This is a genomic window from Pseudomonas sp. D5(2026), from assembly GCF_057766845.1.
Genome location: NZ_CM173421.1, coordinates 5,405,427 through 5,420,782 on the forward strand (window position 1 = coordinate 5,405,427; position 15,356 = coordinate 5,420,782).

General features: G+C 63.3%; 17 protein-coding genes and 1 other RNA gene. 9 read left to right on the forward strand and 9 right to left on the reverse strand.

Annotated features, from left to right (window positions below; translation table 11 throughout):
* Positions 1–25: 25 nt before the first annotated feature.
* Genes AC3B5Q_RS24875 through AC3B5Q_RS24895 form a run of 5 tightly spaced genes read right to left on the reverse strand, consistent with a single transcriptional unit; the run spans position 26 to position 4,838 of the window.
* Positions 26–1,243, reverse strand: a complete 1,218-nt coding sequence (locus AC3B5Q_RS24875; protein WP_181005134.1) for a 2-octaprenyl-3-methyl-6-methoxy-1,4-benzoquinol hydroxylase — start codon at positions 1,241–1,243, stop codon at positions 26–28.
* Positions 1,244–1,252: 9 nt separating this feature from the next.
* Positions 1,253–1,735: a DUF4442 domain-containing protein gene (locus AC3B5Q_RS24880; RefSeq protein WP_021783537.1), complete on the reverse strand. Its 483-nt coding sequence runs from the start codon at positions 1,733–1,735 to the stop codon at positions 1,253–1,255.
* Positions 1,732–2,931, reverse strand: coding sequence for a 2-octaprenyl-6-methoxyphenyl hydroxylase (ubiH, locus tag AC3B5Q_RS24885; protein WP_330508654.1), 1,200 nt, complete (start codon positions 2,929–2,931; stop codon positions 1,732–1,734). Before ubiH ends, AC3B5Q_RS24880 begins: the two co-directional genes overlap by 4 nt.
* On the reverse strand, positions 2,928–4,262 hold the full coding sequence (pepP, locus tag AC3B5Q_RS24890) for a Xaa-Pro aminopeptidase (RefSeq protein ID WP_003253692.1): 1,335 nt from the start codon (positions 4,260–4,262) through the stop codon (positions 2,928–2,930). Before pepP ends, ubiH begins: the two co-directional genes overlap by 4 nt.
* A 21-nt stretch (positions 4,263–4,283) precedes the next feature.
* Positions 4,284–4,838 carry a YecA/YgfB family protein gene (locus tag AC3B5Q_RS24895; protein WP_021783534.1) on the reverse strand — a complete coding sequence of 185 codons (555 nt, stop codon included), beginning with the start codon at positions 4,836–4,838 and terminating at the stop codon, positions 4,284–4,286.
* 181 nt (positions 4,839–5,019) lie between these two features.
* Here AC3B5Q_RS24895 and AC3B5Q_RS24900 point away from each other — a divergent pair, with 181 nt between their 5' ends.
* The 4 genes from AC3B5Q_RS24900 to AC3B5Q_RS24915 all read left to right on the forward strand — a co-directional run bounded on the left by AC3B5Q_RS24900 (position 5,020) and on the right by AC3B5Q_RS24915 (position 6,449).
* The gene (locus AC3B5Q_RS24900) at positions 5,020–5,202 is read left to right on the forward strand and encodes a TIGR02449 family protein (RefSeq protein WP_031322377.1); all 183 of its coding nucleotides are present in this window, start codon (positions 5,020–5,022) and stop codon (positions 5,200–5,202) included.
* Positions 5,199–5,519, forward strand: coding sequence for a cell division protein ZapA (locus AC3B5Q_RS24905; protein WP_003253687.1), 321 nt, complete (start codon positions 5,199–5,201; stop codon positions 5,517–5,519). Before AC3B5Q_RS24900 ends, AC3B5Q_RS24905 begins: the two co-directional genes overlap by 4 nt.
* 17 nt (positions 5,520–5,536) lie before the next feature.
* Positions 5,537–5,716, forward strand: a non-coding RNA gene (ssrS, locus tag AC3B5Q_RS24910) — 6S RNA.
* A gap of 124 nt (positions 5,717–5,840) precedes the next feature.
* Complete coding sequence (locus AC3B5Q_RS24915; protein ID WP_021783532.1) at positions 5,841–6,449, forward strand: 5-formyltetrahydrofolate cyclo-ligase; 609 nt, start codon at positions 5,841–5,843, stop codon at positions 6,447–6,449.
* Between the two features lie 19 nt (positions 6,450–6,468).
* Here AC3B5Q_RS24915 and AC3B5Q_RS24920 read toward each other — a convergent pair whose 3' ends face one another.
* Positions 6,469–6,621, reverse strand: coding sequence for a hypothetical protein (locus AC3B5Q_RS24920; RefSeq protein WP_021783531.1), 153 nt, complete (start codon positions 6,619–6,621; stop codon positions 6,469–6,471).
* A 178-nt stretch (positions 6,622–6,799) separates the two neighbouring features.
* Here AC3B5Q_RS24920 and AC3B5Q_RS24925 point away from each other — a divergent pair, with 178 nt between their 5' ends.
* The 4 genes from AC3B5Q_RS24925 to AC3B5Q_RS24940 all read left to right on the forward strand — a co-directional run bounded on the left by AC3B5Q_RS24925 (position 6,800) and on the right by AC3B5Q_RS24940 (position 12,135).
* A complete protein-coding gene (locus tag AC3B5Q_RS24925; protein ID WP_103469582.1) occupies positions 6,800–7,249 on the forward strand; it encodes an EVE domain-containing protein in 450 nt (149 codons plus the stop codon).
* A 95-nt stretch (positions 7,250–7,344) separates the two neighbouring features.
* The gene (locus tag AC3B5Q_RS24930) at positions 7,345–8,304 is read left to right on the forward strand and encodes an HlyD family secretion protein (protein WP_488392771.1); all 960 of its coding nucleotides are present in this window, start codon (positions 7,345–7,347) and stop codon (positions 8,302–8,304) included.
* The gene (gene rbbA / locus AC3B5Q_RS24935) at positions 8,301–11,021 is read left to right on the forward strand and encodes a ribosome-associated ATPase/putative transporter RbbA (RefSeq protein ID WP_021783529.1); all 2,721 of its coding nucleotides are present in this window, start codon (positions 8,301–8,303) and stop codon (positions 11,019–11,021) included. Before AC3B5Q_RS24930 ends, rbbA begins: the two co-directional genes overlap by 4 nt.
* Before the next feature lies 1 nt (position 11,022).
* Entirely contained in the window at positions 11,023–12,135 is a 1,113-nt protein-coding gene (locus AC3B5Q_RS24940) for an ABC transporter permease (RefSeq protein ID WP_401100643.1), read from the forward strand.
* 180 nt (positions 12,136–12,315) lie between these two features.
* On the opposite strand, the gene AC3B5Q_RS24945 is transcribed toward AC3B5Q_RS24940, so the two are convergent.
* A complete protein-coding gene (locus tag AC3B5Q_RS24945; RefSeq protein WP_060489058.1) occupies positions 12,316–12,750 on the reverse strand; it encodes a type II toxin-antitoxin system PemK/MazF family toxin in 435 nt (144 codons plus the stop codon).
* Between the two features lie 163 nt (positions 12,751–12,913).
* On the reverse strand, positions 12,914–13,318 hold the full coding sequence (locus AC3B5Q_RS24950; protein ID WP_021783527.1) for a flagellar basal body-associated protein FliL: 405 nt from the start codon (positions 13,316–13,318) through the stop codon (positions 12,914–12,916).
* Positions 13,319–13,475: 157 nt separating this feature from the next.
* On the opposite strand from AC3B5Q_RS24950, the gene AC3B5Q_RS24955 reads away from it, so the two are divergent.
* Positions 13,476–14,453 (forward strand): NADPH:quinone oxidoreductase family protein, encoded by a 978-nt coding sequence (locus AC3B5Q_RS24955; RefSeq protein ID WP_392525599.1) that lies wholly within the window; start codon positions 13,476–13,478, stop codon positions 14,451–14,453.
* A 140-nt stretch (positions 14,454–14,593) separates the two neighbouring features.
* Here AC3B5Q_RS24955 and AC3B5Q_RS24960 read toward each other — a convergent pair whose 3' ends face one another.
* Positions 14,594–15,244, reverse strand: coding sequence for a gamma-glutamylcyclotransferase (locus tag AC3B5Q_RS24960; protein ID WP_021783525.1), 651 nt, complete (start codon positions 15,242–15,244; stop codon positions 14,594–14,596).
* Positions 15,245–15,356: the final 112 nt, after the last annotated feature.

Genomic DNA, 15,356 nt, shown 5'->3' on the forward strand with positions numbered 1-15,356 from the left:
AGGCTGCTACGCAACCCCGGCACTCTCAAGCCTTGGCCAGATCCGGCAGGTCACCACTCAAACCCATCGCCTGGCGCACAAACAGCGCCTTGGCCTCCGGCATCTGCTCCACCAGCTTCAACCCGCTGTTGCGCAACCAGCGCAACGGCAGCGGATCGGCCTGGAACAACCTCTCGAAGCCCTCCATCGCCGCCATCAACGCCAGGTTGTGCGGCATACGCCGTCGCTCGTAACGGCTCAGCACCTTCACATCCGCCAACCGCTCGCCACGCTCGCAAGCATTGACCAGTACCTCGGCCAGCACCGCAGCGTCGAGGAAGCCGAGGTTCACACCCTGCCCAGCCAGCGGGTGGATGGTGTGCGCGGCATCGCCGATCAACGCCAGGCCTTCACCCACATAGCGCTTGGCGTGGCGTTGGCGCAGCGGCACGCATACCCTTGGGTCGGCCTGCAACACTTGGCCCAGACGGCCCTCGAAGGCACGTTCCAAAGCCTGCCGGAAGGCAGCTTCATCCAGCGCCATCAGTTGCTCGGCTTGCTCCGGGGTGGTCGACCAGACGATCGAGCACCAGTCCTGCTGGCCATCGCGGGTCAACGGCAGGAAAGCCAGCGGACCTTCGTCAGTGAAGCGCTGCCAGGCCGTGGCCTGGTGCCCGGCGCTGCAACGCACGCTGGTGACAATGGCATGATGCAGGTAGTCCCATTCGCGGGTTTCGCAGCCGGCCAGACGCCGCACCGCCGAATTGGCACCGTCGGCAGCAATCACCAATGGCGCACGCAGTTGCCGGCCATCCGCCAGGGTCAGTAGCCACTCATCGCCAGAGCGGCGTAACTGCTCCAGCCGCGCATTGGCCAGCAGGCCGATGTCGCTGCCATGCAGGCGCTCCAGCAGGCCGTCCTGCACCACGCGGTTCTCGACGATATGGCCAAGCACCTGGGCATGCACACTGGCCGCCGAGAAGTGAATCTGACCGGTGCCGCTGCCATCCCACACATGCATGTCGGAGTACGGCGTGGCGCGCCGCTGGGCAATGCCGTCCCAAGCGCCAAGGCGCTCGAGGATGCGCTGGCTGGCCGCCGACAGCGCGCTGACACGCGGCTCGAACGGGGCCTGGGCATCGAAGGGTACGACCGTCAGCGGGCCACCATCGAGCAACAGGATTTGCAGGCCACTGTGGCGCAACGCCAGGGCCAGGGCGCTGCCGACCATACCGGCACCGACAATCAACAGATCTGCGCGCATTTCCATGCCTTACGCCAGCCTCGCTTGCGGCTTGAGCCGCACATATAGGGTTTTATCGACCCGCGCCACCAACTCGCCGGCGCCATCGCGGATATCGACCTGCAAACGCGGCAGGCATTTCTTGCCGGTGGCTGCCTGCTGGCGGATTTCGTCCAGCAGTGCGTCACCGACGTGAAGCTCGGCATAGACCGGGCCTTTGCCCGGCGAGATGAAGTCGATGCTGGCGGCCTTGTCCCAGACGATGTAGTCACGCCCCAACTGCTCGATCAGCAGCAGCATGTAGAACGGGTCGACCATGGCATACAGGCTGCCACCGAACTGGGTGCCGACGTAATTGCGGTTCCAGCGGGTCAGCTTCATCGCCACCTTGACGCTACGCAGGTCCGGGCTGATGTGCTGCACACGGATACCGGCACCCAGGTACGGTGGGTAGAGGTTCAGCAGCCAGCGCAGCATGCGCGCCCGGCGCGCCAGTTTACGCGGGTTGCTCATGCCTGGCCCCGCGGATCAGGACGGGTGCCCAGGCCCATGGCCTGGCGGGCGAACCAGCTTTTTGCCGGTGGCAACAGGTCGAGCCCGAGCAGGCCCAGGTTGCGCCCGGCAGTCAGCAACGGCTGATTGCTGCCGAACAGGCGGGTGACCTGGTCGGAGAAGCCGATGGTCATCGCCTGGTCCAGGCGCTGGCGCTGGTGATAGGCCTGCAGCGTGGTCAGGTCGCCAGGCTGCTGTGGACCTGCCAGCAGCGCTTCGGCCAGGGATTGCACGTCACGCAGCGACAGATTGAAACCCTGACCCGCGATGGGGTGCAGGCTGTGTGCTGCGTTGCCCAGCACCACCAGGTGCGGCCGCACCTGCTCCTGGGCCTCGATCAAGGACAGCGGGTAGAGGTGCCGTGCGCCCACCTGGCGCAGCGCGCCCAGGCGGTAGCCGAACACGCCCTGCAGTTCGCGCAGGAAGCTGCGCTCGTCGATGTCGGCCAGGCGCCGCGCATCCATGCCCTGACGGGTCCATACCAGTGCGCAGCGGTTTTCCGGCAACGGCAGCAAGGCCATGGGGCCCTCTTCGGTGAAGCGCTCGAAAGCCTGGCCGCCATGGGCCTCACCCGGGGTAATGTTGGCGATCAACGCGCTCTGCTGGTACGGCGTGTGGCGCACATGGATACCCAACTGCTCGCGCAAGCCGGAGCGGCCTCCATCGGCCAGTACCGCCAGGTCACATTCCAGTTGGGTATCGTCGTTCAGCCGCAGGCGGTAACCGCGTTCGGTGGCCTGCATCGAGGTGACTTCCGCCGGGCAGCGCCAGCTGACCACCTCGCTGTCCAGCCCTTGCCACAGGCACTGCCCGAGCCAGGCGTTTTCCACCACGTAACCCAGCGCCGGTACGCCCTCTTCCAGGGCATCCAGGCGGGTGGCGCCAAAGCGACCACGGTCGGAAACGTGAATCTGCCGGATAGGCTCGGCGCGGCGGCCGATGGCCTGCCACAGGCCCAGTTGTTGATAAATCAGCTGGGTACCGAATGACAACGCCGACGAGCGTGCATCGTAACTGGGCTGGTAGCTGTCGCCGGGGGCGAACGGCTCGATCAGCAGGATCTTCCAGCCGCGCGCCTTGGCGCCGGCCTGCAGGGCCAAAGCCAGGCTTGCGCCAACCAGGCCGCCGCCAATGATCGCCAGGTTCACCCGGCTCATGCCACGGCCTTGCGGGCAGCCTGCATCAGCGCCTCGATCTCGGCGACCGTACGCGGCACGCCCGAAGTCAGGATTTCACAACCTTGCCTGGTCACTACCACGTCGTCCTCGATCCTTACCCCAATACCGCGCCACTTTTTGGCCACGGCCTGATTGTCGGCGCCAATGTAGATACCCGGCTCCACGGTCAGCGCCATGCCGGGTTCCAGTACCCGCCACTCGCCGCCCACCTTGTACTCGCCCACGTCGTGCACATCCATGCCCAGCCAGTGCCCGGCGCGGTGCATGTAGAAGGCGCGATAGGCTTCGCTGTCGATCAGCGCCTGCACATCACCTTCGAGCAAGCCCAGCTCCACCAGGCCTGCAGTGATGACCCGCACGGTCGCCTCATGGGCGTGGTTCCAGTGCTTGCCGGGGGCTATTTCGGCAAACGCCGCCGCCTGTGCCTTGAGCACCAGCTCGTAGATGGCCTTCTGCTCGGGCGAAAACCGCCCACTGACCGGGAAGGTGCGGGTGATGTCGCTGGCATAGCAGTCGATTTCGCAGCCGGCGTCGATCAGCACCAGGTCGCCATCCTTGAGCGGCGCATCGTTTTGTTGATAGTGCAGGATGCAGCCATTGCGCCCGGCCGCAACGATCGAGCCGTAGGCCGGCATCTTCGCCCCGCCCTTGCGGAATTCGTAGTCCAGCTCGGCTTCCAGGCTGTACTCGTGCAGCCCGGCGCGGCAGGCCTGCATGGCCCGCACATGGGCCCGCGCAGAAATGTCCGCGGCAGCACGCATCACCTTCACTTCCGCCGCCGATTTATACAGGCGCATATCGTGCAGCAGATGATCCAGCGCAACGAACTCGTTCGGTGGCTGGGCGCCCAGGCGTGCCTTGGAGCGGATCACATTGATCCAGTCCATCAGCCGGCGGTCGAACTCCGGGTTGCTGCCCATGGCGCTGTAGACCCGCTCGCGGCCTTCGATCAGGCCAGGCAGGATCTCGTCGATATCCGTGATGGGGAAGGCATCGTCAGCGCCGAAATCGCGCACTGCCCCTTCCTGGCCCGCCCGCAGGCCGTCCCACAGCTCGCGCTCGGGGTTGCGTTCACGGCAGAACAGCACGTACTCGCCATGCTCGCGCCCCGGAATCAAAGCAATCACCGCCTCGGGCTCCGGGAAGCCGCTGAGGTACTGGAAGTCGCTGTCCTGGCGGTACACGTGCTCGACGTCGCGGTTGCGGATGGCAACTGCGGCGGCGGGCAGAATGGCGATGCTGTTGGGGACCATCTGCGCCATCAGCGCCTTGCGCCGACGGGCATACTCGGCCTTGGGAATGTGGCTCATGGGCAGACTACCCCTGGTTGATCAGTGCAGCGAGGGCTTGGGCGCGGGTGCGGCCGGCTTGGCCAGTTCGGAGAACAGCAGCAGGGGCGCCACGCGCAGGTATTCCATGACTTCCATGTAGTCGCTCTCGCCGTCTTCGGACTCTTCGAGCGCTTCCTGGACCTGCGAAATGGCTACCAGGTCCTGCAGCACTTCCTTGGCCTCGTCGGACAAGTCCTTACCGCCAGCGTTCAGGCCGAAACCGGTCACGAAGCCTTGGCACCACTGGCCCAGCGCGGTGGCGCGGTCGCTCAGTGCAGCATCATCGGTAGGCAGCAGCAGGACGATCGCCATGTCGTCGCTGGTCAGCTCGCCCTTGACCATTTCCTGCAAACCGACCAAGGCATTGCGGACCCTGTCACCAGGCTCGGTTTCCAGCAGTTGGGCGGCATCGGCCAACCAGGCATCGGCATCGAAGCCGGCCCCGGCGCAGCTGCGGCCAATCAGCAGGCCGTGCAGTTCGGCCGGGGTGACGGGATGACCATTGCTCGAGAGCAGCATGGCGAAGGCGTTGTAGGGCGATTGAGTATTGGGCATGGGCAGCTAGGCGCCAGACGGCGCAATGTCTAGAATGAAGACCTTGTATCCTAGCATCGGCAGGCGCGCCAAGACTATCGGCACTGGCCGTTGCCGCCCAGGGAGAGGCATCATCGCCAGGGGACTCAACGACGGAGCGAATCGAGTGCAACCCACGCAAGAGAACGACCTGCAGGCACTGATGAGCCGATTCGAGTTGCTGATCGAACGCATCGAGCAACTAAAACGGCAAAATGCACTCCTAGTAGCTCAGGAAAAATCCTGGCGCGAAGAGCGCGCCCACCTCATCGAAAAGAACGAGATCGCCAAGCGCAAAGTCGAGTCGATGATTTTACGCCTCAAGGCTCTGGAGCAAGACTCATGAGTTCAAGCAATAGCGTCACTGTGCAGATCCTCGACAAGGAATACTCGATCATCTGCCCGCCGGAAGAGCGCAACAACCTGGTCAGCGCTGCGCGCTACCTGGACGGCAAAATGCGCGAAATCCGCAGCAGCGGCAAGGTGATCGGTGCCGACCGCATCGCGGTCATGGCAGCGTTGAACATTACCCACGAAATGCTGCACCGCCAGGAAGACCGCAATGATGCGCCGGTCAGCGGCACAAACCGCGAACAGGTGCGCGACCTGCTGGATCGGGTAGATAAGGCTTTGTCCGACGACACGGATACCAAAATCGGCTGAGATTGGTATACTGGCGCCACTCCCTGGGGGATGCGCCAGTCGGTTATGTCCCTGAGCCGATACGCACAACCACGGGGGTTGCACGCTGGGGCCGGTGTGCATGTCCGCCCGACGGAAAGCCTTAACGCCCCCTGCAATCTCCACCTTGAACTTTCGGGTTCAAGGGCTACACCGATAGCGGTCTTATCGGGGAGCCTGAATTCTCTTGCCCGCCCTCCCCGGCGGGCAATTCGTTTTGGCCGACTTTATTCAAGCTTTGTACGAATAGTCACCGCGCAGGCACTTTTCGTATAAGGCAGCACATCTGGGACCGCCTGTGCCATGACCGAAACCGTGCCGCTCACCCGCCCCCAGCTACGTCGCCTGCTTCGCAATGCCCGCCGCGCCCTGACCCCTGCCCAGCAACGCCAGGCTACGCTCGGCCTGTACCGCCAGTTGGCGCAACACCCCTTGTTCCGCCGCGCCCGCCACATCGCCCTGTACCTGCCCAACGACGGTGAAATCGACCCTCGCCTACTGCTACGCGAAGCACAGCGTCGCGGCAAGCGCACCTATCTGCCGGTGCTGCACGCCTGGCCGCGCACGCGCATGGTGTTCCAGCGTTTTGAGCAGGGTGAGAAGCTCAAGCCCAATCGCTTCCGTATTCCAGAGCCGATAATCGATCGCAAACGCCAACGGCCAATCTGGGCGCTGGATCTGATTCTGCTACCGCTGGTCGGGTTTGACGAAGTGGGCGGCCGCCTGGGTATGGGCGGTGGCTTCTATGATCGCAGCCTGGCCTACCAGGCGCGTCGGCAAACCTGGAAAAAACCGTTGCTGCTGGGGCTGGCGCATGAATGCCAGAAGGTCGAGCGGCTGGCGCAGGCCAGTTGGGACGTACCACTGCAAGGCACGGTCTCGGACCGTGGCTGGTACCTGGCGCCACGTTGAGCGGCGCCAGCGGGGGATATCAACGTTGTGGCTGGCTGGCGTCAACCGGCATCTGATAGGCGCTGTCCAGCTTGCGCTCCCAGAACCCCTGCGCATAACCGGTAGTGACCACACCCAGGCCAAAAATGAACACCAGGATCCACAGTAGATCCGGCTTTTTACGTTGATTCATCGAAGATTGCCCCCCAGGCAAACTGTTCTGTACTCGGCGATATTCTGGGTACCGCCGGTGCACGCGCTTTAAACGGTGCGCATTTTCCGACAACATGCGTCCGCACGCAAACCTTGACGCCAACCGGCTGTCGGTTTCGTGCAACAGGTTATTTCAAACCTTTTCAGGAGCAGCATTCATGGCCTACTGGCTGATGAAATCCGAGCCCGACGAGCTCTCCATCGAAGCCCTCGCACGCTTGGGTGAAGCGCGCTGGGACGGCGTGCGCAACTATCAGGCGCGTAATTTTCTGCGGGCAATGAGCGTGGGTGACGAATTTTTCTTCTACCACTCCAGCTGCCCGCAACCCGGCATCGCCGGCATTGCCAGAATCACCCGCGCGGCCTACCCGGACCCTACCGCGCTGGACCCGGAAAGCCATTATCACGATGCCAAGGCCACGACCGACAAGAACCCCTGGAGCGCAGTGGATGTGGCCCACGTACAAACCTTCCCAAGGGTGCTGGAACTGGGGTGGCTGAAACAGCAGGCCGGGCTGGTCGAGTTGCCGCTGGTGCAAAAAGGCAGCCGCCTGTCGGTCATGCCGGTAACGCCCGAGCAATGGGCGGTGATTGTCGCGTTGCGCTGAATGCGCAGCTAAGGTCAAGGGCTTGACCAATATCAACACGCCATACATGGCCGTCAGGCATGATGGACTGTGCATGACCGCAAGGATGCAGATCGATGAACCGATACGCCCCTAGAATCTTCGCCACTGCACTGATCGCACTGCTCGTTGCAGCCGGCGGGCTGGGGTACTGGAAGTCGCTCCACGACCAGTTGCCCGAAGGCCTGAGCATGGGCAACGGCCGCCTTGAAGCCACCGAAGTGCAGATCGCCAGCAAGATCCCAGGTCGCCTGGCCGAAGTACTGGTCGATGAAGGCGACAACGTTACCCGTGGTCAGCTACTGGCACGCATCGACACCCGTACCATGGAAGCCCAGCGCAGCCAGGCCGAAGCCGAAGTGCTGCGCGCCCGGGAAAACTACGCCGCCGCCCAGGCCAGCGTGCAACTGCGCCAGAGTGAACTGCTATTGGCCAGCCAGGAGCTCAAGCGCGTGCGCGAAATTTTCCAGCGCAAGTACGCCAGCCAGCAGTTGCTCGACCAACAGCAGGCGCGCTTTGACACAGCCAACGCAGCAGTGGTCGCTGCCCGCGCCCAACTGGCAGCGATCAAGGCTGCAATCGGCGCCGCCGAGGCGCAAGTGGCACAGCTTACCAGCGAAATCGACGACAGCAGCCTGCGTGCGCCCATCAACGGCATCATCCAGCTGCGCCTGGCCGAACCCGGTGAAGTGCTGGGTGCCGGCGGCCGCGTCCTGATGCTGATCGACCCCAGCGACCAGTACATGAACCTGTACCTGCCTGCGTCCACCAGCGGCCGACTGACCGTAGGCGATCAGGCGCGCATCGTGCTCGACGCCCTGCCCGAGCGCGTGCTGCCGGCCAAAGTGGCCTTTGTCGCAGCCAAGGCCCAGTTCACCCCCAAACAGGTGGAAACCCGCGACGAACGGCAAAAGCTGGTGTTCCGGGTCAAACTGCGCCTGAGCGACCCGGGCGCCGTGCCGCAAGCCAAGCCAGGCATGCCAGGCGCCGGCTATGTCCGCACGGCTGAAGTGGACTGGCCGGCCAACCTGCAATGAACGCCCCGGCACTGCTGGCCGAAGGCATCAGCCACCGTTACGGCGACCTCATAGCCCTGCACCCGCTAGGTTTCAGCCTGCCTGTGGGCACCCGCTGCGCGCTGATCGGCCCCGATGGGGCCGGTAAATCGACCCTGCTGGGGTTGATCGCCGGCGTAAAACGCCTGCAGCAGGGAGAGCTGCAGGTGCTGGGCGGCTCGATCCGCCAACGCCGCCATCGCACCGCGCTATACCCCAAAGTAGCGTTCATGCCGCAGGGGCTGGGCAACAACCTGTACCCGGAACTGTCGATCAGCGAGAACATCCGCTTTTTCGCCACCCTGTTCGGGCTGGGCCGCCGCGAGTGTGAGCAGCGCATGGCCAATCTGTTGCAGGCCACCGACCTGCAGCGCTTTGCCCAGCGCCCGGCCGGCAAGCTGTCGGGTGGCATGAAGCAGAAGCTGGGCCTTTGCTGCGCGCTGATCCACGAGCCAGACCTGCTGATCCTGGACGAGCCGACCACCGGCGTCGACCCACTGTCGCGGCGGCGCTTCTGGGAGCTGGTTGAGCAGGTTCGCGCACAACGCCCGCAACTGACCCTGCTGGTGGCTACCGCCTACATGGAAGAAGCCGAACAGTTCGAGCATTGCCTGATGCTCGATGGCGGCCACTTGCTGGCCGCTGGCCCTAGCCACGAACTGGCTGCAGTAACCCCCAGCGGCAAGCTGGATGACGCCTTTACCCACTACCAGGGCGCGGGCAAGGCGCAGCATCAACCACTGGCAATCCCGCCGCGCCAAGCCACGGACGGCCCGGTCGCCATCGAGGCGCACGACCTGACCCTACGCTTTGGCGACTTCACAGCGGTGAACAAGGTCAGTTTCGCCATTGGCCGAGGGGAGATCTTTGGCTTCCTGGGCTCCAACGGTTGCGGCAAGACCACCACCATGAAGGTGCTCACCGGCCTGATGCCGGCCAGCGAGGGCAGCGCTAGCCTGCTGGGTCGCCCGGTGGACGCCAGCGACCTGGCCACACGCAAGCGGGTCGGCTTCATGTCGCAGAGTTTCTCTCTGTATGGCGAGCTCAGCACCCGGCAGAACCTGGCCCTGCATGCCCGCCTGTTCGACTTGCCCAAAGCCGAGAGCGCCCAGCGCATCGATGAGCTGATCGAGCGCTTCGACCTCGCCGCTATCGCAGACCAACCGTCTGGCGCCCTGCCCCTTGGTTTGCGCCAGCGTCTGTCGCTGGCAGTGGCGGTTCTGCATCGCCCGGAAGTCTTGATCCTCGACGAACCGACCTCCGGTGTCGACCCGGCCGCCCGCGACGACTTCTGGCGCCTGCTGGTAGAACTGTCGCGCGAGCAGGGCGTGACCATTTTCCTCTCCACCCACTTCATGAACGAAGCCCAGCGCTGCGATCGTATTTCGCTGATGCACGCTGGGCGGGTGCTGGCCTGCGACACACCCGATGCCCTGCAGCATCAGTACCAGGGCGCCACGCTGGAGGACGCGTTCGTTCGCTGCCTGGAGCAGGCCCAGGAGCTGGCGCCAGCCGCCACCGACAGCAGCGTGCTGGAACAGGCGTCCACCCCCACCCTGCCGCTACGCCAGGGTTTCAGCCTGCGCCGCCTGCTGGCAGTGGCCGGCCGTGAGGGCAAGGAGCTGCTGCGCGACAAGGTGCGCCTGGCCTTTGCCTTACTGGGTGCACTGTTCATGATGGTGATCTTCGGCTACGGCATTTCACTGGATGTGGAAAACCTCGCCTTCGCCGTGCACGATCAGGACCAGAGCCCGCAAAGTCGCGCCTACCTCGAAGCCTTCCGTGGCTCACGCTACTTCGCTGAACAAGCGCCAATCCGCGACAGCAGAGAGCTGCACCAACGCCTGCAACGCTCGGAAATCAAACTGGCACTGGAGATTCCGCCCGGCTTTGGCCGCGACCTGTATGCAGGGCGCCAGCCGGTGGTGGCCGCCTGGCTCGACGGTGGCATGCCGTTCCGCGCAGAAACCAGCCGCAACTACGTGGAAGCCGTGCACCAGGCCAACCTGGAGCAACTGGCACAGGCCAGCCCACAACCGCAGCCACGCCAGGACCCGGTGCGCCTGGAAACGCGTTTCCGCTACAACCAGGATGTGGTCAGCGTGAACGCCATCGGCCCTGGCGTAATGGCGCTGATATTGGCCTTCATTCCGGCCATGCTCACTGCGCTGGGGATCGTGCGCGAGAAGGAGCTCGGCTCCATCACCAACTTCTACGCCACACCCCTCACCCGCCTGGAGTTCCTGCTTGGCAAGCAGATGCCCTACCTGGCTGTGAGCCTGGTCAACCTGGCGCTGTTGGTGGCGATGAACCGCTGGCTGTTCGCCGTACCGCTCAAGGGCAGCGTACTGGCCCTGGCGTGTGGCGGCATGGCCTACCTGCTGGCAACCACCAGCCTGGGCCTGCTGATCTCGGCATTCACCCGCACCCAGATCGCCGCCATTCTCGGCACGATGATCATTACCAGCCTGCCGACCATCCAGTTTTCCGGGCTGATCGTGCCACGTTCGTCGCTAGACGGCGCGGCAGCGGTGATGGGCCAGTTGTTCCCGGCAGGCTACTTCCTCGACATCGCAGTCGGCACCTTCACCAAAGCGTTAGGCCTGCGTGAGTTGTGGCCGCAGTGCCTGATCCTGCTCAGTTTCTTTGCCGCATTCACTGGCCTGAGCCTGGCAATGCTGAAGAAACAGGAGGCCTGACATGTCGCGCCTGAACCACACCCTGCGCCTGGGCCTGAAAGAACTGACCAGCCTGCGCCATGACAGCGTACTGCTGCTGTTCCTGCTTTATGCCTTCAGCGTGGCGATCTACATGCCGGCAGCCGGCTCGGTGATCGGCGTACACAACGCCAGCGTGGCGGTGGTGGATGAAGACCATAGCCTGCTCTCGCGCAAGCTCAGCGAATCCCTGCAACCCCCCGAGTTCCAGCCAGCCGTGCCGCTGCCCCCTCAGCGCCTGGACCAGGCCATGGACAGCGGCCAGTACACCTTCGTCATCAACGTACCGGTGAACTTCCAGAGCGACCTGCTGGCCGGGCGCTCGCCGGAGCTGCAGATCAACGTCGACGCCACGGCCATGAGCCAAGCATTCATGGGCGCCGGCTACATCGGCCGCATCTTCGAGCGCGAGCTGCTCGACTACAGCCAGCGTGGCAACGTGCAAAGCCCGGTGCTAATCAACCCCAAGGCGCTGTTCAACCCCAACCTGGAAGGGGGCTGGTTTCTGGCAGTGATCCAGATCGTCAACAACATCACCATCCTGGCGATCATCCTCACCGGCACCGCGCTGCTGCGCGAGCGTGAGCACGGCACCCTCGACCACCTGCTGGTGCTGCCGTTGACCGCGCTGGAGATCATGCTGGCCAAGATCGGCAGCAACGCGCTGGTGGTGGTGATCTGCACCTGGATTTCGTTGGTGGTAGTCGTCAAAGGTGCACTGGGCGTGCCGCTTTCTGGCTCGATGGGGCTGTTCCTGGCCGTGACCGCGCTGTACCTGTTCGCCAGCACTGCGCTGGGTATTTTCCTCGCCACCCTGGCGCGCTCGACGCCGCAGTTCGGCTTGCTGGCGATCCCGGTGATCATCCCGATGCTGTTGCTGTCCGGTGGCAGCACACCACTGGACAGCATGCCGCAGTGGCTGCAGTGGGTGATGCAGGGGTCACCCTCAACGCACTTTGTCAGCCTGAGTGCCGCAATCCTGTTCCGGGATGCCGGGTGGGCGGTGGTATGGCCGGATATCCTGGCGCTGACGCTGATCGGCCTGGTGTTCTTCAGCGTGGCCCTCGCGCGGTTCCGCCGTACCCTGGCGTCTTGAAGGCATGCGCGAGCGTCCGCCGAAAGTTGGAAAACTGGCACAAAGACAAAGGGCGCCTTTCGGCGCCCTACTCACAGACAGGTCGACTTGTCATCGCCATATACCTGCCCGGCTCTGTAATTGCTGGTTGAACCAGGATCCTCAGAGTCTTACAAGCCCCTTGCGGGAACAGGCTGATTATCACGCATCGAGCGTAACATTGACAACAGACCGCTCTGTTGCTGGATGTGTGAAACCCAGCGTAAAGCCAACTGCAGCCCTCACGGCGGCGAAATGCTCTGGCCGCATTGTAAAGGTCATGTATTCCCGACCACTTCCTTGCCGCGATTTGACCCGACATCTGTCCAATCTGGAGGTAGCCACCGTGTAGATCATGTCGCACTTGGCCCAGCATGTCAGGGCCGAACCAGGCAGATAACTCGGCAGCACAACGTGATGCCCTGCCATGTGATCCGGTGCAGTGGTACTCAAAGGGACTATCGTCACTAACTGGCGATTTTGACTGTGCTTGCGAAGAACGACCACGGGACGCACCTTGATCATTTCAGGCACTTGAAAGCCTGAAAAGTCGCACATCAGTACAGTCGCCTCTTTCGGCTGGTACTTCAAAGCCATTGCCAACACTCTCGAGCAACTGAAGACAGGGCACAATCTAGCTTGGCCATGGCCCCAAAAACTGAAAACTGGCGGGCTTACAGGAAAGACAGAAGGGTCCTACACACGGGGTAAGCCTGAATTCAATCCGACTTATCAGTGATGGACCTCACACTGTTTCAGGTCACTGCACAATCAGGTTGTTGAACAGCAGGTCCTCAACGATCGGCTTGCCCTCTTCCGCCTCCAGCACCTGCTGCACCTGTTTCAGCGCCTCTTGGCGAAGATGCTCCTTGGCCTCGACGTTGCTCATGCTGTCCACCGTCTGCTGGGTGAACAATGCCACCAGCTGGTTACGGATCAGCGGTTCGTGGTGTTTCACCGTCTTGGCCGCTTCGTCACCCGTCACGCGCAGGGCCACGTCAGCCTTGTACACGCGCAGCCGCGGGCTGCCGTCGAGCGCATAGTTGCCAACAAAGGGCGGGCTCAGACTGATGTAGGCGACCTTGGGCGCCCCTTCCTTGGCTTCTTCGGCCATGGCCGCAGCCGGCAGCAGCAGCGCCAGCACCATCAAGATCCACGCTTTCACGAATTCGCTCCTCAATACAATTGGCGCCAGCTTACCCAGCACACCGCTCAAACCCAAGCCCGGGCTTATGCCGCCCCATCAGGGCGGGCCATGCTCGTTGACCTACCAAGCGGCCCTCCTACACTTATCGGCCACTACCCGCAAAGGAATAGCCCCGATGAAAGCTGTGTTGTGCAAAACCCTGGGTCCAGCGCGCAACCTGGTGCTGGAAGAGGTGGCCAGCCCACTGCCGAAGAAAAACGAGATCCTGCTGGACGTGCACGCTGCCGGGGTCAACTTCCCCGACACCCTGATCATCGAAGGCAAGTACCAGTTCCAGCCACCGCTGCCGTTCTCTCCCGGTGGAGAGGCAGCGGGCGTGGTGGCCGCCATCGGTGAAAAGGCCGGTGCGTTCAAGGTAGGCGACCGGGTCATGGCGCTCACCGGCTGGGGTGCGTTCGCCGAGCAAGTGGCGGTGCCGTTCTATAACGTTCTGCCGATCCCGGCGAGCATGGACTTCACCACCGCTGCGGCCTTCGGCATGACCTACGGCACCTCGATGCACGCCCTGCGCCAGCGTGGCCAGTTGCAGGCAGGCGAGACGCTGCTGGTACTGGGCGCTTCCGGTGGAGTCGGCCTGGCGGCGGTGGAGATCGGCAAGGCCATGGGCGCGCGGGTGATCGCGGCGGCCAGCAGTGCCGAGAAACTGGCCGTGGCCAAGGCTGCCGGGGCGGATGAACTGATCGATTACAGCCAGGCCAACCTGCGCGAAGAAATCAAACGTCTGACCGGCGGCCAAGGCGTGGACGTGATCTACGACCCGGTCGGAGGCGAGCTGTTCGAACAAGCGGTGCGCGGGTTGGCATGGAATGGCAGGCTGCTGGTGGTGGGTTTTGCCAGCGGCAGCATTCCACAGCTGGCGGCCAACCTGGTGCTGCTCAAGGGCGCGGCGGTACTGGGCGTGTTCTGGGGGGCATTTGCCCAGCGCCAGCCGGAGGACAATGCCGCCAACTTCCGCCAGCTGTTTGCCTGGCATGCCGAGGGCAAGTTGAAGCCGCTGGTGTCGCAGACTTATCCACTGGCACAAGCCGGGGCTGCTATCGAGAAGCTGGGGCAACGGCAGGCTGTGGGTAAGTTGGTGGTGCTGGCCAGGTAAGGCAGTACCGCGAATACGGTGGTGACGGCAACGGTTAACGGCGGGTGGAATTGGCCGGCAGGCCCGGCCCCTTCGCGGGTAAACCCGCTCCTACAGGCGACCGCGCAGGGTTTACCCGCGAAGAGGCCGGAGCTGGTTGTTCACACTTCGCGCAGATTATGGCAACGCCTGAATCGCGCTTCCAGATTGCGATCGGGCATCTGGTGACTGCGCAGTGCATTCAAGGTCTGCTCGACATAGTCGCGCGTGGTGCCATAACGCCCCTTGGCACTGGCCAGGATCTGGCTGAGCAAAGTATCCGGCAAGTTGCCGGCATAGCACGGCAAATGCCGCTCCAGCACAAAGCCCAAGGCCTGCACCTTGCTACCATCGCCCAGGCGACAGTGGAGCCAGTGCGGCCGGTAGGCCGGATACGGCATCTCGCGCTGCCACAGGGCCATCAGTGAGTCGTCTAGATTGCGCTCATCCAGCCGGTAGGCAAAACCGCTGCAGGAACCACCTCGGTCCAGGCCAAACACCAGGCCGGGGGTTTCCGGGGTGCCGCGATGTTCATGCGACCACAGGTACAAGCCACGGTGATAACCATGTACCCGCGCGCGCTGACGCTCCACCGAATTGCATTCCGGGCGCCAGATCAACGAGCCATAGGCAAACAGCCACACCGGCCCGCCCTGATGCCTGGACATGGTTGTCTTCATGGAGCTGAACAACTGTTCGCGAGTATGTTGCTGACCGAAATCGAGTGCTGGAGGGTATGAAACTTCCCAAGACATACTTTCAAGAGCCGACATAAGCTGCCGCCATTATTCCTGTGAACTACGGAGGTAGCGAGATTCGATTACGCTGCGGCCCGAGGCCGCTTTACCAAGGGCGCTTGCAGTAACCATAGGCCAGAATTACAGG

Coding starts and splice junctions, on each gene's coding strand:
- AC3B5Q_RS24875 (WP_181005134.1), bottom strand. CDS start 1,243: ATGCGCGCAGATCTGTTGATTGTCGGTGCCGGTATGGTCGGCAGCGCC.
- AC3B5Q_RS24880 (WP_021783537.1), bottom strand. CDS start 1,735: ATGAGCAACCCGCGTAAACTGGCGCGCCGGGCGCGCATGCTGCGCTGG.
- ubiH (WP_330508654.1), bottom strand. CDS start 2,931: ATGAGCCGGGTGAACCTGGCGATCATTGGCGGCGGCCTGGTTGGCGCA.
- pepP (WP_003253692.1), bottom strand. CDS start 4,262: ATGAGCCACATTCCCAAGGCCGAGTATGCCCGTCGGCGCAAGGCGCTG.
- AC3B5Q_RS24895 (WP_021783534.1), bottom strand. CDS start 4,838: ATGCCCAATACTCAATCGCCCTACAACGCCTTCGCCATGCTGCTCTCG.
- AC3B5Q_RS24900 (WP_031322377.1), top strand. CDS start 5,020: ATGAGCCGATTCGAGTTGCTGATCGAACGCATCGAGCAACTAAAACGG.
- AC3B5Q_RS24905 (WP_003253687.1), top strand. CDS start 5,199: ATGAGTTCAAGCAATAGCGTCACTGTGCAGATCCTCGACAAGGAATAC.
- AC3B5Q_RS24915 (WP_021783532.1), top strand. CDS start 5,841: ATGACCGAAACCGTGCCGCTCACCCGCCCCCAGCTACGTCGCCTGCTT.
- AC3B5Q_RS24920 (WP_021783531.1), bottom strand. CDS start 6,621: ATGAATCAACGTAAAAAGCCGGATCTACTGTGGATCCTGGTGTTCATT.
- AC3B5Q_RS24925 (WP_103469582.1), top strand. CDS start 6,800: ATGGCCTACTGGCTGATGAAATCCGAGCCCGACGAGCTCTCCATCGAA.
- AC3B5Q_RS24930 (WP_488392771.1), top strand. CDS start 7,345: ATGAACCGATACGCCCCTAGAATCTTCGCCACTGCACTGATCGCACTG.
- rbbA (WP_021783529.1), top strand. CDS start 8,301: ATGAACGCCCCGGCACTGCTGGCCGAAGGCATCAGCCACCGTTACGGC.
- AC3B5Q_RS24940 (WP_401100643.1), top strand. CDS start 11,023: ATGTCGCGCCTGAACCACACCCTGCGCCTGGGCCTGAAAGAACTGACC.
- AC3B5Q_RS24945 (WP_060489058.1), bottom strand. CDS start 12,750: ATGGCTTTGAAGTACCAGCCGAAAGAGGCGACTGTACTGATGTGCGAC.
- AC3B5Q_RS24955 (WP_392525599.1), top strand. CDS start 13,476: ATGAAAGCTGTGTTGTGCAAAACCCTGGGTCCAGCGCGCAACCTGGTG.
- AC3B5Q_RS24960 (WP_021783525.1), bottom strand. CDS start 15,244: ATGTCGGCTCTTGAAAGTATGTCTTGGGAAGTTTCATACCCTCCAGCA.